We start from the raw sequence: 14,250 nt of genomic DNA, 5'->3' as shown, positions 1-14,250 counted from the left end.
GACTGCCCGTCCTATTCGCCGGCGAACCCATCGGGCGCGCGTCGATGCTTCGTCGCTTGTTCGAACGCGTACGCGAAGCGGATCAACTCGGGTTCGGAGAAGGCGCCGGCCGCGAACGTAAGGCCGACCGGCTCGCGGCCGGCGAACCCCGCGGGCACGGTGACGAGCGGATAGCCCGCCTTGCATGCGATGCCGCAGCCCCAGTTGTTCGGGAAGACGAGCGCGTCGAGACGATGTTCGGCCAGGACGAAGTCGATGCCTTGCGTTCGGGACCGTTCCAGATCGGCGCGCCGCGCTTCGACGTATTCGGGGTCCTGAAGCGTGCCGGACGTCGCCTGCGATTCGATCAAGACGGACTGCCCGTATTTGAGCGCCCGTTCGGCGTGCTTGGCGTTATAGGCGATCAGCTCCTCCAACGAATGGACGGGGACGCGAGGTCCGAGTCGGGACAAGTAGGCGTTCAAATCCGGTTTGAACTCGTATTTCAGCACGACATAGTCCCACTCGTCGCCTTCCGACGGAATCGCGACGGGATCGACGACGTCCGCGCCGGCCGCGCGAAGAGCGGCGATCGCTTCCTCCATGCGGGCGGCCGCCTCCTCGGGAAGCTCCCTATAGTAGGCCCGCGGGACGCCGATTCGCGCGCCGCGCAGCCCCTCGGCGTCGAGGAATGCGGTATAGTCGAGCGGCGGACGACCCGCGAGGGCGGCCGTCGCCGCGTCGGCGGGATCGGCGCCCGCGATCGCCGTAAGCACCGCCGCCGCGTCGGCCACCGTGCGCGCGATCGGTCCCGCCGTGTCTTGGCTGCGCGCGATCGGGATGATGCCGGCGCGCGAGACGAGCCCGATCGTCGGCTTAATGCCTACGGCGTTATGCTGGCTCGCCGGGGAGATGATCGAGCCCGACGTCTCGGTTCCGATCGCCGCGGCGGCGAAGCTCGCCGCGACCGCCGCGCCGGAGCCCGAGCTCGAGCCGCCGACGAACGCGACGCCCGGATGATAAGGATTCAATACTTGTCCTCCTCTAGAGCTGTATCCGGAAGGCATCTGTTCCGCCATGAAGTTGGCCCACTCCGTCATGTTCGTCTTCCCGAGCAAAACCGCCCCCGCTTGCCGTAGCTTGGCGGCGACGAAGGCGTCCTCGTCCGCGAACGACTCGGCCAAGGCGATCGACCCCGCGCTCGTATGCATCCGGTCGGCCGTATCGATGTTGTCCTTCAGCAGAATCGGAATGCCGTGCAGCGGTCCGTAAGCCTTTCCTTCCGCGCGTTCCCGATCCTTCTCCCTCGCGATGCGCGCCGCGTCGGGATTCAACTCGAGCACCGAGTTGATTTTCATGCCTTCCCGGTCGAGCTCCCGGATCCGTTCGATATAGAGAAGAACGAGCCGTTCGCTCGTCGTTGCGCCTCGGCGAAGCGCGTCCCGGAGCTCGGCGATGGAGCGTTCGGCCAGCCAGCGGTTCGAAAGCGCAGTCTCAGGATGTCTTTCGTTCATGTCGCAGCCTCTCTCGTTCCTAGTATGTAAAATCTAGTATGTAAAAATGACCTTGCCGATCACGTTCTCGCGCGGAATGCTTCCGATAATGCGGCTGTCCGTGCTGTTGTTGCGATTGTCGCCCATGACGAACAGCCTTCCTTCCGGAACGACGACGGGTTCGGGAGCGGCTTGCATCGGTTCCAGTACGTACGGCTCGTCGACAAGCGTTCCGTTGCGGATGACTTGCCCGTCCCGGAACTCCAGCTTGTCCCCGGGCTTGCCGACGATGCGCTTCACCCACAAATATTCCGCCTCGTCCCCGCGGAGACGGGCGATCAGCGGATGCTCCAGCACCGGGTCGAGCCAAGAACGAGGTTCGCCGATCCGGCTGTCGATGATGACGATGTCTCCGTAATCGTAAGCGGACTGGATTTTCAAAGCGAACGTCGAATCGCTATTATGCAGCGTCGGCAGCATCGACTCTCCCTTGACCTGGAACGCCTGCAGTACGTAGGAATTTATTAAAATCGCGGCGACGACCGCGACGATCCCCGTCTTGCCCCAATCCCACGCCGCATGCAAGAACTTCTTACCGAACATTGTATACCGCCGCCTTCTTCTATAAATTCTCACTTATGTATTCGGGCCGTCCCGGATAAATTCCTTCCCCGCGAAAATGCGTCGAATAATGGAAAATCCCCCCTTCACAACCGAACGGATGTTTGCTATACTCAATACAAACAAACGTTCCCATAAGGCGGTGTATCCCATGACAACAAAGCTGCAGAATTATCGATTCATCGAGCGAGGTTACGATTATACGTTCCGGTTTTATCCGAACGGCACGGTTACCATTTTCGACAACGCTACGAATTCTACGATTCGGCCGAAGGAGTTGTCGGGTGCGCCGCTCGATTTTTTCGCCAAGAAGAAGATCCAATTCATCAAGAACAAGCTCATTGAGGCGAATCGCAGCGCGGCAGGCTGACCGTCCTCCTACGCATGCGGAAGAGCCCCGCGGGACGCTCGGCGCCTCCCGTTCGGGTCGGCGGCTTCGAGGGTCGAGCGGGGCTCGCGTTCGTTGCGATTAGTCTCCTCTGCCTTTGCGATGCTGATGGTTCGGCAGTTTATCATCCGGATGCTTCGCGCCTTGCAGCTTTCTGTTCTTCTCGTCCTTCGCCTGCGTCTCGTGAACCTTCCGTACGAATTCGGACGTATCCGACATCGTGGCTCCCCCTCCTTCGTTCGCCTTCGTTGCCGCTTCGCCTTGCGACTCGCGGTACGGTTAGCGTTCTGCCGGAAGAGTGGTTTTATGCGGAAGAGGCGTCTTTCGCGAGTCGAAGCAGCTGTTCCGGAGCATCCCCGCGCCCGGCGACGAGATAAGGAGACTCGTCCATGCCGTCGAACGGCGTACCGTCGAAGCGGAGAACGGCCGCCCCCGCTTCTTTCGCGATCAAGACGCCCGCGTATAGATCGTCTCCTTCGGAATCGTACAACACGATGCCGTCGAGCTGCCCGCGGGCCAACATCGTCCACAGCAGCGCGGGAGCCCATAATCGCAGCGCGCGCTTGCACGATTCGTCCAGCAGCGATTTCAAGCGCATCGCCCCCGGCTCTTTCTGGACTCGGTGCCCTTGGATCCAGCCGACCGTCCGCTTCCGTAGCGGCGTCTCCATTGCGCCCGACACGTTGAGCGGCTCTCCGTTGCAGGTCGCCCCCTGCCCCGCGACGGCGGCGTACATCCGATCGGTGACCGACTCGTACACGACGCCGACGACGGGTTCCTTCCGATACAGGAGCGTGATCGCCACCCCGAAGGCAGGCAAGCCGATCGCGAAGTTGTTCGTCCCGTCGAGCGGATCGACGAGCCAGAGCCAGTCGCCTTCGACGCCGCTCCAGCCGGTCTCCTCGCTGCGGATCGCGTCGTGCGGGAACGAGGCGCGGATCGTCTCGAGAATGAGACGCTCCGCCTCGACGTCCACATCCGTGACGAGATCGCCGTGCTCATCCTTCTCCGTTACGACATATGCCGTTAAAAATCGTTCCTTCGCGTACCGGCCCGCGGCTTCGGCCGCGGCCGTCGCGACTTGCTTCGCCCGGCGGAGCTGCTCCTGCCGCTCAAGTCGTTCCATGCGTTCCCCTCCCGATTCGTATGCCTGCGGCCGCCAAGGCGGCGCGGATCGCATCCGCGGTTTCCGCCGCATGAGGACCGTCGCCGTGAATGCAGATCGTATCGACCTTGAGGGATACGGCCTGCCCGTCGTTCGCGATCGCCTCCCCGTCTCTTGCGAGCCGCAGCGCCTGTTCCGCCGCCGCGGACGGGGAATCGAGGACGGCGCCCGGCGAGGAGCGCGGCAGCAAGGCGCCGTCGCTCCGGTAAGCGCGGTCGGCGAACGCCTCTTCCCACACGGGCACCGAGGCGGCGCGTCCCGCGGCGACCAGCCGGCCGCCCGACAGCCCGACGAGCGTCAGCCCGCCCGTCCGCGAAGCGGCGCGGGCGAGCGCCTCCGCGATCGAGTCGTCCGCCTCGGCCATATGATACAACGCGCCGTGGGGCTTGACGTGTTCGACGCGTCCGCCCTCCGCCGCCGCGATCGCTTGCAGCGCGCCGATCTGGTACAACGCAATATCGTACACGTCGTCGGGCGACAGCGCCATGGCGCGCCGGCCGAAGCCCTGCAAGTCCGGCAGCCCCGGATGCGCGCCGATTCGCACGCCGTGCGCTAAGCACGTTCGCACCGTGCGGCGCATGACCGTCGCGTCGCCGGCATGGAAGCCGCAGGCGACGTTCGCCGAGCTCACGCGCCGGAGCAAGGCGTCGTCGTCGCCAAGGCGGTACGCGCCATAGCTTTCGCCCGTATCGCAATTCAGATCGATTTCGACGTTCATGTCCCTCTCTCTCCCTCTTTACCTGTTCCTCTCGCGCTCCGCCCAACGCACGCGGTCCCGCAGCCAACGAAGCCGCCGCATTCGTTCGATCCATACGGCGCTCGCCTCCTCCGGAGCGATCAGCCGGATCCGGACGACGTCGCCGGGCCTCGCTTGCGCGAGACATCCTGCGTCGACGGCCGCGATCTGCAGCAATCTCGGATACCCGCCCGTCGTCTGCCGATCGGCCATTAACGCAATCGGTTGACCGTCGGGCGGCACCTGCACCGTACCGAACGTCACCGCCGACGACAGCAGGCTCGTTCCGCCCGCCGCCTGCGGCGGACGAGACGGTCGGAGCCGGTAGCCCATACGGTCCGACTCGGCGCGAACGACGCAGGTCCATTCGCCGGCCTCGATCGTTCGGCGCGTCTCCGCGTCGAAGCGTTCCCATTCCGCGCCGGGCATCGCGCGAACGACGCGCTCGCCCGCGACGGCCGGCCCGGAGAAGCGCCACGGCTCGCCGAGATACCAGCTAGCCGCTTCATAGGGGCCTCGCGGGCGGCGGCTCGCGGCGACGGGCGCCGTCGGCAGCGCGTCGCCGGCGGACAGCGGGCGGCCGTCAGCGCCCGGAAGCGCGTCCCGCGGCGCGGTCGAGCGGCTGCCGAGCGCGACGGCCGTCCGGAAGCCGCCCGCGACCGCAAGGTAGGCGTATCGCCCGACGCTCGCCGATCCGAAGCGCAGCTCGGAGCCCGCCGGCACGTCGACCGGACGCCACATCGGAAGCGGGGCGCCGTCGACGGTCGGCGAAAGATCCGCGCCGCATACGGCGATCGACAGGTCGGCGGCCGCCTCGTAGGTTCCGCCCGTAAGCGTCAGCTCCAGGGCCGCCGCATCGTCCCCGTTGCCGACCAACGCATTGGCGGCGGCGAAGGATGCGGCGTCCATCGGTCCGCCGACGGGAACGCCGTAGCGCTGCCAGCCGCGCCTCCCTCCGTCCTGTACGGTCGTCCATAAACCGGGCTTTCGCACGAGCAGCGTCATGCGAGCCACCCCCTCTCTCGCATGCCTCGCTCGAGGTCCTCGTGAGCGATCGGCTCGAACGTCACCGTATCGCCGATCTCCAGCAAGCTGGGCGCGGCCCGTCCCGCGTCGAACAAAAGCGCGGCCGTTCGGCCGATCAAGCGCCAGCCTCCGGGGCTGGCCGCGGGATAAATGCCGGTCTGCCGCCCGGCCACCGCGACGCTGCCGCGCGGTACGACCGCACGGGGCGTATCGAGCCGCGGTGCGGAGAGCGCCTCCGGCAGCCCGCTTAGGTACGGGAACCCCGGAAGAAATCCGATCATGGACACGGTATGCCGCGCCGCCGCGTGCAAGGAGGCTGCCGCCTCCGCCGCAAGCCCGCTCCCCGACGCCAGCGCCGGCAAATCCGGACCGCATCGCACGCAATAACAAACGGGAATGCGCACCGTCTTCCCTGCTGGCTCCGCAACGTCCGGCTGCAACCGGTCGATCCGCTCCTCCAGCCATCGGCGAACGGCTTCGTGCGGCGTCGAACCGTCCTTCCCCCCGGCGAACCCTTGATCGATCATCGAGAGCGCATCGAAATAAACGCACACCGACGCATAAGCGGGCACAAATTCGATAAACCCCGGGAACGGCGCCGTCTCGAGCTCGCGCGACAGCCGGACGACCTGTCGATGCGTCTCCGGCTCGAACGTCTCCCCGAACGAAACGATCACCGCTTGCTCGCCGAACGCGGCGATTGCGGGGCGCATCGTCTTACTCACGGAGCTCCCCCCTCTTCGGGTCGTATTCAACCGGGATCACCGGTTTCGGCTGCGGCGCCACATCGCATACGCGGCGTACCCGCAGCAAGCCCCCAAGCTGTTCAAGATGAAGTCGTCCACATCGAAGCTGCCGACGCGAAACACGAGCTGAAGCAGCTCGGCCACGAACAGACCGGACAAGAACGCCGCGAGCATGCCGAGCAGCGACCGGCATCGCTTCAACAGCGCAGGCAGTAGCAGCCCGTAAGGAATGAAGACGCCGACGTTGCCGAACAGATTGATCGCCCACGTCCCGGTGTTGAACGCGTTCGAGTGAAACACGTACCGATGAATCGTATCGAACGGGACGAGGTTCCATCGGTACTCGAGATCCTGGCCTCCGGGCAGCGTTCGTCCGAATCCAAGAAGCATCATATATAGCAAAAAGGCAGTATAAACGCCGAATAGGCCCCATACCACCTTCTTGTCGATTCGTATCGCGTAAAACATGCGTTCCACCTCGCCGTCCCAAGTCGTCTGCTTCCATTGTAGCCCAACGAAGGCGAGGGTTCTATTGTTTTTTCGATCTTTATTGCAGCGCTTCGGCGGAGGCGCGCTCCTCCGCGTGAACCGCCGAAGCGCCCAAGCGCTGCCGATGAAACTCTGCCTGGGAAGCGCCGGCAGTCGCTTCTATGAAATACGGCGGCCTCCGTTTCGTCTCCTTGTACACCTTCCCCACATACTCCCCGACGATACCGAGGCTGATCAATTGGATGCCGCCGAGCAGCCAAGCCGTCAGCATCATGGACGTCCAGCCGGGCACCGCGGCGCCTCGGCCGTGCGAGTAAAGCGCGTACGCGCCGGCCAGCATGCCCGCCGCGAACACCGTCAGACCGGCCGCCATGACGAGCCGGATCGGCGCGACGCTCAGCGACGTGATGCCGTTCCATGCGAACGAAATCATCTTGCGCAGCGGATACTTCGACTCTCCCGCGAATCGCGCGTGCCGGTCGTACGTCACGATCGAGGAAGGCAGCCCGAGCTGCGGAATGAGTCCCCGCAGGAACAGATTCGACTCTCGATAGCAAGCAAGCTGCTCCAGCGCCTTCGCGCTCATCAGCCGATAATCGGCATGATTGTGGATGACGGGCGTGCCCATCCGGCGCATCAGCCGGTAGAACAGGACCGCCGTCCCTCGTTTGAACGGGGTGTCTTCCTTCCGCGCCGCGCGCACGCCATAGACGATGTCGCTGCCTTGGCGATACGCTTCCACGAAATCGCCGAACGCCTCTACGTCGTCTTGCAAGTCAGCGTCGATCGAGATGACGCAATCGGCGTCGTCCTTCGCGTGCATCAGGCCGGACAACAGCGCGTGTTGATGACCCACGTTGCACGCCAGCTTCAGGCCGCGCACCGCGGCGTCGCGCTCGTGATAAGCGGCGATGATCGGCCACGTGCTGTCGGCGCTTCCGTCGTCGACGAACAACATATAGCTGTTCGGCGCGATGCTTCCTTGCCCGCTCAGCCGATCGAGCTGCTGCCGGATTCGGCGGATCGTCTCCGGCAGCACGGCTTCTTCGTTATAACAGGGCACCACGACGGCCAATACGGGACGCGTTCTATGGTTCAAACCAATTCCTCCTACAACGTCGAGTTCAATGATTCATAATTCCGATTCCGGCGTCTTCAAGTCACTACGGCGACGCCAAGCGCCTGATGCCGCCACAACGTGTCGGCGACGCGGTCCGCTTGATGCGGCTCGCAATCGACGACCAAGACGACATCGCCGCCCTTCTTCCTAGCGGATCGGCGCCTTCGCCTGCGGGTCAGCGACCAATCGATGAGAAAGCCGACGGTAAAGCCTCCCGCGGCGCCGATCAGCCCCCAATATACGGGTCCCCACGCGAGCGTCATGCCGAGGGAGGCCGTGACGACGGAGGAGGCGGCGCCGAGCGCCATTCCGGCGTCGATCAGCGATTCTCCGTCCGAACGGTGCATCGTGTCGATCATCGACCGGCCGCTCGGACGCGTCTCCAACGGTACGGCGATCAAGCGCTTCCGCTCGATCCCCTGCTGCTCCAGCTCGGCCAACGCGATCTCGATATATGTGGAGTAATGGAAGGATGCGATGACGTGCAATGCGACTCTCCTCAACTTTCCTTCGGCCTCAAGCTCGGAAGCGCTTCTTTCGACCCATAGTCGTTCCGGAAATGCTGCTTCAATTCCAGATCGAACAGTTTGTTGGACTCTACGGTACTGACATAAGCGTCGTACGCCGTAAAAAAAATGATCGACGGAATGAACATGAACCACTCCCAATCGATCGCCGAAAGCGCCGAATCCATCTGCCCGAGGAGCGAATGATACAACACGACATAAAGCTTCGAGTAATAGACGAACACGATCCATGTGACGGTGGCGAACGACGCGTTCACGATGCGATGGGCGTACAAATAGCCCATGCCCGGCGCGAGCAGCGACCACGCGAAGGCGACCCAAGGGTTCCGCTTATCCAAATAATTGATCTCGAACGGTCCGAGGCAGAAGCTGTGGATCGGCGCGTTCTCGTACCGGGCGAGCATCGTGTATTTGTTCATGTCCACGCATGTCCGGTAGCTGTCGTAGATCGTAAACAAATACACCGGCGCGTACAGCGCCATCCAACGCAGATCGAGCACCTCCTTGGCCTGCTCGATCTGCCCGTTGAACGAATACACCATGGCCATGTTCAGCTGAGATTTCGTGTTGACGAACATCTCCCAGACGAAGAGGAGAAATCCTCTCATATATTTTTGAAGCAACAGATGTCCCGTTCCCGGGAACGCCGCCGACCACCAAGCGACGACCCACGGGTTGCGGAAATGCATATGCGTCGTTCCGAACATGCTGATTTCCGCGATTTTCCGACGGAACGTCCGCCGATCCCTGCGCATCGCCATGGCGCTCCCCCCGTTATGGTTCACGGTTGGTATTTTTTGCTGTCGCGTCCGTTTTCATGCGTTCTCCTCTCTTGAAAATGCAAAAGAAAACCCGAGGGCTTCCCCCCGGGTCGAAATTGGGCCGAATCGTCTTACTTCATCGGAATGACGAGTACTTGGTTCGGATAAATCAAATTCGGATTTTTCAGTTGGTTGCGCTTCGCGATTTGCTGCCAAGCGACGCCATACTTCTTCGCGATCTTCGTCAGGTTGTCTCCCGATTTCACGACGTAAGTTTGCTCTGCGGCCGGCGATGGAGCAGGCGCAGGTACTGGCGCTGGCGTTGGCGTTGGCGTTGGCGCTGGCGCTGGCGTTGGCGCAGGCGTTGACGCCGAATCGCCGCCCAAGACGACGCGGTATTCCGCATAGCCGTCGGCCGTCTCGCCAAGGTATTGCAGCGTATCCATCGACTTCGCGAACTCGGCCGCGGCCGGGGACGTCTGGAACGTCACCTTCGCCGAACCGAACGTGTTCGCGAGCTTCCAGTTGCCGTCCGCCGACGGGTTGATCGTTCCGTTGTCGCGAATGTAATCGATGACCGCTTGGCGATTTTCGTCCGGCGCCTTCACGATAATGCGTTCGCCGTCCGGATTGGCGCGAAGCGAGGACGAAGCGCGGTAGTTGTTCGTCGCGACGACGAACTTCTGCTCCGGATCGATCGGCTTGCCGTTATACTGCAGGTTGACGACCCGATGCGAATTCGGATTCGCGAGCTCTTTGCCGCTCGCGTCGTATCGAGGCGGCTGCGTCACGTCGAGCTCGTACGTGACGCCGTCGATGACGTCGAAGTTGTACGTCGGGAACGTCGGGTCCACGAGCGGCTGCGCCTCCGTAGAAGTCGGATCGATCGTCAGGAATTGTCCCGCCGTCCACTCGAGCCACTCCTTCACTTCCGCGCCCGTCAGCCATACCGCGTGCACCGTGTTCGAGTATAAGTACAGGTCCGCCACGTTCTTGATCGCGATCGGTCCCGCGGGGATGTTCGTATAGTAGTTCGGACCTTGACGGCCGCCCGCCTTGAACGGGGCGCCCGCGGACAAAATCGGCAATCCTTCGTATTCCGTGCCTTGCAGCGCATTCTCGATATAAGCGGTCTGCGCATCCGTTACGATCTGGATCGAAGGGTCGTCCTGCAGCAGCGCGAAGAAGCTGTTGATCGGAGCCGACGTCTCGCCGACCGGACCGCGAACGTATTCGATCGTCGCATGATGCTCCGCTTCCACCGCTTCCACCACGGCCGGATCGGCCTCGACGAGCGCCGTCTTCGCCGTCGCGTCGAAAATTTTCCGCAGCTCGACCTTCGAATTCGATACGGTCCATTCGCCGTCGACTTGGGTGAGCTCCAAATCTACGACGCCGAGATGGTTGCCCCAGAACCCCGGCATCGCGGCGGCTACGCCGTTGATGGTCCCCTTCTCCAAGTCGATGCCCGGCGTATTCGCGAAGGAAGGATCCGGGAAGTTCTTGTGCGCATGCCCGAACAGGATGACGTCAATGCCCGGCACTTCGCTCAGGTAGTACGTCGCGTTTTCCATATTGTCGGTTTGCGGAACGGTTTCGAAGCCGGAGTGCGGGATCGCCACGACGATGTCCGCGCCTTCTTCCTTCATCTTGGGCACGAGCGCTTTCGCCGTCTGAATGATGTCCTTCGCGACGACCTTGCCCTCGAGATGCGCCTTGTCCCATGCCATAATCTGAGGAGGTACGAAGCCGATGACCCCGACCTTGATCGTATGTTTGGTTCCCGACTCGTCGACGACTTCGCGGTCGAGGATGAGATATGGATGTTCGAAATAATGACGATCGTTCGATTCGTCCGCGTCGCCGTCGTCGACGTATACGTTCGCGTTCACATAGGGGAAGTCCGCTCCTGCGAGCGACGTAGCCAGGAAGTCTAAGCCGAAGTTGAATTCATGATTACCGATATTGCCCGCGTCATAGCCGAAGAGATTCATAGCTTTATATACCGGATGAGTCTCGCCTTGCTGCAGCGGATCCACCTTGGCGACGTAATCGCCGAGCGGGTTGCCTTGGATGAGATCGCCGTTGTCGAACAGCAAGCTGTTTTTCGCTTCCGCGCGAGCCTCTTTGATGAGCGTCGCCGTCTTGGCGAAGCCGTATTCGTCCGTCGGCTTGTCCGCGAAATAATCGTAGTTGACCATATTCGTGTGCAAATCCGTCGTTTCCAACACCCGCAGCTTGACGACAGGCGCGGTTTCCTCCGCCGCCGACGCCCATACGGGCACCGCCATCACGTTGAATGCCACTGTCGCCGCTAACACGCCTCGCTTCCATGCATTCTTGCGCATGCTCGCTCTCCTCCCGGACCCATTCGCGTTTTTTAACCAACGTTCAGATTCTACCACATTTTTCTACTAAAATAGGTATATTTACAAAAAAAATAGATTCCAACGCATGTCGGCTTTCAGACGTGTATACTACAATCATGATCCTCGTCCGGAAAAAAGGAAGTGACGCTTTCCCCATGCAGCTGAAAAGATTGCAATCGTTCGTAAATATCGTGGATCGCCGCAGCTTCACGGAAGCGGCCGGCGCCCTCGGGCTGACCCCGTCCGCGTTGAGCAAGCAAATCAAAGCGTTGGAGGACGAACTCGGGCTCCCGTTGTTCCACCGTACCGGAGGCGTCGAGCCGACCGCGGCCGGGAGGCTCGTCTACGAGCGCGGGAAGGCGATGCTGGCCGAGTGGGATGCGCTGGCGGCCGAGTGCCGTTCGCGCGCCGGCGTCCCCTCGGGGAAGCTTCGCATCGGCGCCTCGACCGTGCCCGCTTCTTACTTGCTCCCGGCCATCGCGAAGCGGCTTATCGAGCGGTATCCGCACGTCGAGCTGTCGGTCGTCGAGGACGGCTCGGACGCCGTGTTATCGCGGCTCGAGCAGCGGCACATCGACGTCGCGTTCGTCGGCGTTCTCCGTCCCTCCCCCGTCCTGCAATTCGTGCCGGTCGTGCCGGACACGCTCGTCGTCGTCGCGGCCGCGGACGCCGTCATTGAACCCCCGGCGGGGGATTCCGCCGGCGCTTCTCCGGAGTGGACCGCCTTGCCCTTCGTCCTGCGGGAGGAAGGCTCCGGCACGCGACAGGCGCTCGATCGGGCGCTCGCGGGGATCGGCCTGTCCGCAACCGATTTGATGACGGCCGCGGTATCGTCCTCGACGGAATCGGCGATGGCGCTCGCCGAAGCCGGCGTCGGCGCCACGGTCGTCTCCCGTTGGGCGCTGTCGCTGCCGCGCGCGTTACGGACGGTCGCCGAACTGCCGACCGATCGAAGCTTTTATGCCGCCTTCGAAGCGACTCGCGCATCGGATCCGATGATTCGGTTGTTCCTCGATAACGCTGCGGAAATCTATAGGTAACGAAAAAGCGCCCTTCGCGTCTTTACAAATGCGAAGGGCGTTTGTTACAGTAATCGTTGAATAATTTTCAATGGGGTCATGAATTTCAGGAAACTTACGAGAGACGGAGAGAAGAAGAGGATGAAATTTTCCAAAACAGCGTTACTGGCATTATTATCCATCATATTGGCATTGACAGCGCTGACGGGCTGCGCGGGATCGGGCGCCAAGGCGGACGAGCCGTTCAAGATCGCCGTCATTCCCGTACAAACCGAAGGACAGCTCGGCGAAGCGATGAAGAAGCTGCAGACGATTCTGTCCGACGCGCTTGACCGAGAGGTCGAGATCTCGGATTATCCGGACTATAACGGCGTCGTCGAAGCGATGAACTTCGGACATGTCGATATGGCGTTCTTCGGTCCGCTGACCTACGTCGTCGCGCATCACAAGAGCGGCGCGGAAGCGATCGTCGTCCAATTGGTGAAGGGAAAGCCGCTCTATTATTCTTACATTATTACGCACAAGGACAACCCCTGGAATTCGCTCGACGAATTGTTCGCCGACCCGGGCGCCGTCTCGTTCGCTTTCGGAGACCCGAGCAGCACCTCCGGCTCGCTCGTGCCTGGCGTCGAATTGAAGGCGCGGGGCGTGCTCGTTTCGGAGACGGAGTCGAAGCTGAAGGAAGTTCGTTATACGGGGTCGCACGATATTACGGCGATCGCGGTGCAAAATAAGGATGTGGACGCCGGCGCGATCGACAGCGCGATCTACGACAACCTCGTCGAACAAGGCACGATCGACGGGAATCAGTTCAAGGTGATTTGGCAATCCGAGGAGCTGTATCAATATCCATGGGCCGTCAAGAAAGGCATGGACGCCGAACTGATTAAGAAGCTGCAGGATACGTTCGTATCGATTACCGACGAGTCGATCTTGTCCGGCTTCGGCATCTCCGGCTTCGCGCCGACCAGCAACGAGGATTACGAGTCCATCCGCGTCGTCGCGGAAAAAGAGGGCCGCCTCGAATAACGGAGGCTACGCGGTATGCTTTGGCTCAAGAAAAGTACGATCGCCTTAGGAACGGCGCTTGCGCTCCTGCTCGCCTTGAGTTGGATCGGGCTCGAGCTGGACGTCACGAAGTTCGCCGCGGCGGCGAATATCGTCGTCTTCCTGCGCAACGACTGGCTGCCTCCCGACTGGAGCGTACTCGGCGACGCGGTGCGGCTGTCGATCGATACGCTCATGATCGCCTTCCTGTCCACCTTCTTCGCCTTGCTCGTCGCCTTGCCGCTCAGCCTTCTCGCGGCCGGCAACGTCGCGACGCCATGGCTGAGGGGCGCCGTTCGCGCGTTCCTCAGCTTACTGCGTTCCGTCCCGGAGATCGTATTCGGCCTGCTCTTCGTCGTCGCGGTCGGGCTCGGTCCGTTCCCGGCCGTCCTCGCCATCCTGCTTCATAACGTCGGGGTGCTCGGGAAGCTCGTTTCCGAGTTGGTCGAAGCGGCCGATCCCGCCCCGCAGGAGGCGCTCCGCGCGGCGGGCGCGTCGCGAGGCATGGAGGCGTTGTACGGGATCTTGCCGCAGATCGCCCCGAACGTCGTCTCGCAATACTTTTATCGGTTCGAGGTCGCGATCCGCACGTCCCTTATCTTGGGCTTCATCGGCGCCGGCGGCATCGGACAGCAATTGTTCATGCATTTTAAAATTTTCAAGTACGCCCAAGTGACGGTCGACGTGATCGTCATAATGGCGCTCGTTCTTCTCGCCGACGCGCTCAGCGCATGGGCGAGAAGAAAGATGATATAAGAAAGGCG

The 14,250-nt window shown here is 62.1% G+C and carries 16 protein-coding genes; 4 read left to right on the top strand and 12 right to left on the bottom strand.

What is annotated here, in order from left to right; translation table 11 throughout:
* Window positions 1-11: 11 nt before the first annotated feature.
* Window positions 12-1,493 (bottom strand): amidase, encoded by a 1,482-nt coding sequence (locus FE782_RS06240; RefSeq protein ID WP_138193209.1) that lies wholly within the window; start codon window positions 1,491-1,493, stop codon window positions 12-14.
* Window positions 1,494-1,526: 33 nt separating this feature from the next.
* Window positions 1,527-2,075: a signal peptidase I gene (gene lepB, locus FE782_RS06235; protein ID WP_138193208.1), complete on the bottom strand. Its 549-nt coding sequence runs from the start codon at window positions 2,073-2,075 to the stop codon at window positions 1,527-1,529.
* A 169-nt stretch (window positions 2,076-2,244) separates the two neighbouring features.
* On the opposite strand from lepB, the gene FE782_RS06230 reads away from it, so the two are divergent.
* Window positions 2,245-2,463 carry a hypothetical protein gene (locus FE782_RS06230; protein WP_138193207.1) on the top strand — a complete coding sequence of 73 codons (219 nt, stop codon included), beginning with the start codon at window positions 2,245-2,247 and terminating at the stop codon, window positions 2,461-2,463.
* A 99-nt stretch (window positions 2,464-2,562) separates the two neighbouring features.
* On the opposite strand, the gene FE782_RS06225 is transcribed toward FE782_RS06230, so the two are convergent.
* The 10 genes from FE782_RS06225 to FE782_RS06180 form a co-directional block, all read right to left on the bottom strand.
* Window positions 2,563-2,700, bottom strand: coding sequence for a DUF4023 domain-containing protein (locus FE782_RS06225; RefSeq protein ID WP_138193206.1), 138 nt, complete (start codon window positions 2,698-2,700; stop codon window positions 2,563-2,565).
* An 85-nt stretch (window positions 2,701-2,785) separates the two neighbouring features.
* Window positions 2,786-3,607 carry an inositol monophosphatase family protein gene (locus FE782_RS06220; RefSeq protein WP_138193205.1) on the bottom strand — a complete coding sequence of 274 codons (822 nt, stop codon included), beginning with the start codon at window positions 3,605-3,607 and terminating at the stop codon, window positions 2,786-2,788.
* Window positions 3,594-4,364, bottom strand: coding sequence for a 5-oxoprolinase subunit PxpA (locus FE782_RS06215; RefSeq protein ID WP_138193204.1), 771 nt, complete (start codon window positions 4,362-4,364; stop codon window positions 3,594-3,596). Before FE782_RS06215 ends, FE782_RS06220 begins: the two co-directional genes overlap by 14 nt.
* Before the next feature lie 18 nt (window positions 4,365-4,382).
* Window positions 4,383-5,387 (bottom strand): 5-oxoprolinase subunit C family protein, encoded by a 1,005-nt coding sequence (locus FE782_RS06210; RefSeq protein WP_138193203.1) that lies wholly within the window; start codon window positions 5,385-5,387, stop codon window positions 4,383-4,385.
* Window positions 5,384-6,133, bottom strand: coding sequence for a 5-oxoprolinase subunit PxpB (gene pxpB / locus FE782_RS06205; protein WP_138193202.1), 750 nt, complete (start codon window positions 6,131-6,133; stop codon window positions 5,384-5,386). Before pxpB ends, FE782_RS06210 begins: the two co-directional genes overlap by 4 nt.
* A 36-nt stretch (window positions 6,134-6,169) precedes the next feature.
* A complete protein-coding gene (locus FE782_RS06200) occupies window positions 6,170-6,622 on the bottom strand; it encodes a VanZ family protein (protein WP_138193201.1) in 453 nt (150 codons plus the stop codon).
* A gap of 79 nt (window positions 6,623-6,701) precedes the next feature.
* Window positions 6,702-7,742 (bottom strand): glycosyltransferase family 2 protein, encoded by a 1,041-nt coding sequence (locus FE782_RS06195; protein WP_138193200.1) that lies wholly within the window; start codon window positions 7,740-7,742, stop codon window positions 6,702-6,704.
* 56 nt (window positions 7,743-7,798) lie between these two features.
* Window positions 7,799-8,251 carry a hypothetical protein gene (locus FE782_RS06190; protein WP_138193199.1) on the bottom strand — a complete coding sequence of 151 codons (453 nt, stop codon included), beginning with the start codon at window positions 8,249-8,251 and terminating at the stop codon, window positions 7,799-7,801.
* 11 nt (window positions 8,252-8,262) lie between these two features.
* On the bottom strand, window positions 8,263-9,051 hold the full coding sequence (locus FE782_RS06185; protein ID WP_138193198.1) for a hypothetical protein: 789 nt from the start codon (window positions 9,049-9,051) through the stop codon (window positions 8,263-8,265).
* A 131-nt stretch (window positions 9,052-9,182) separates the two neighbouring features.
* Complete coding sequence (locus FE782_RS06180; protein WP_138193197.1) at window positions 9,183-11,399, bottom strand: bifunctional 2',3'-cyclic-nucleotide 2'-phosphodiesterase/3'-nucleotidase; 2,217 nt, start codon at window positions 11,397-11,399, stop codon at window positions 9,183-9,185.
* A 176-nt stretch (window positions 11,400-11,575) separates the two neighbouring features.
* On the opposite strand from FE782_RS06180, the gene FE782_RS06175 reads away from it, so the two are divergent.
* The 3 genes from FE782_RS06175 (at window position 11,576) to phnE (ending at window position 14,242) form a co-directional block, all read left to right on the top strand.
* Window positions 11,576-12,460, top strand: a complete 885-nt coding sequence (locus FE782_RS06175; RefSeq protein ID WP_158299269.1) for a LysR substrate-binding domain-containing protein — start codon at window positions 11,576-11,578, stop codon at window positions 12,458-12,460.
* A 120-nt stretch (window positions 12,461-12,580) separates the two neighbouring features.
* On the top strand, window positions 12,581-13,468 hold the full coding sequence (gene phnD / locus FE782_RS06170; RefSeq protein WP_138193195.1) for a phosphate/phosphite/phosphonate ABC transporter substrate-binding protein: 888 nt from the start codon (window positions 12,581-12,583) through the stop codon (window positions 13,466-13,468).
* Window positions 13,469-13,483: 15 nt separating this feature from the next.
* Complete coding sequence (gene phnE, locus FE782_RS06165) at window positions 13,484-14,242, top strand: phosphonate ABC transporter, permease protein PhnE (protein ID WP_138193194.1); 759 nt, start codon at window positions 13,484-13,486, stop codon at window positions 14,240-14,242.
* Window positions 14,243-14,250 lie beyond the last annotated feature (8 nt).

The sequence above is a fragment of the Paenibacillus antri genome, assembly GCF_005765165.1.
In the GTDB taxonomy this organism is placed as follows: Bacteria; Bacillota; Bacilli; order Paenibacillales; family YIM-B00363; genus Paenibacillus_AE; species Paenibacillus_AE antri.
The sequence above is the reverse complement of the archived record's forward strand: the minus strand, read 5'-3'. Positions and strand labels throughout refer to the sequence as shown.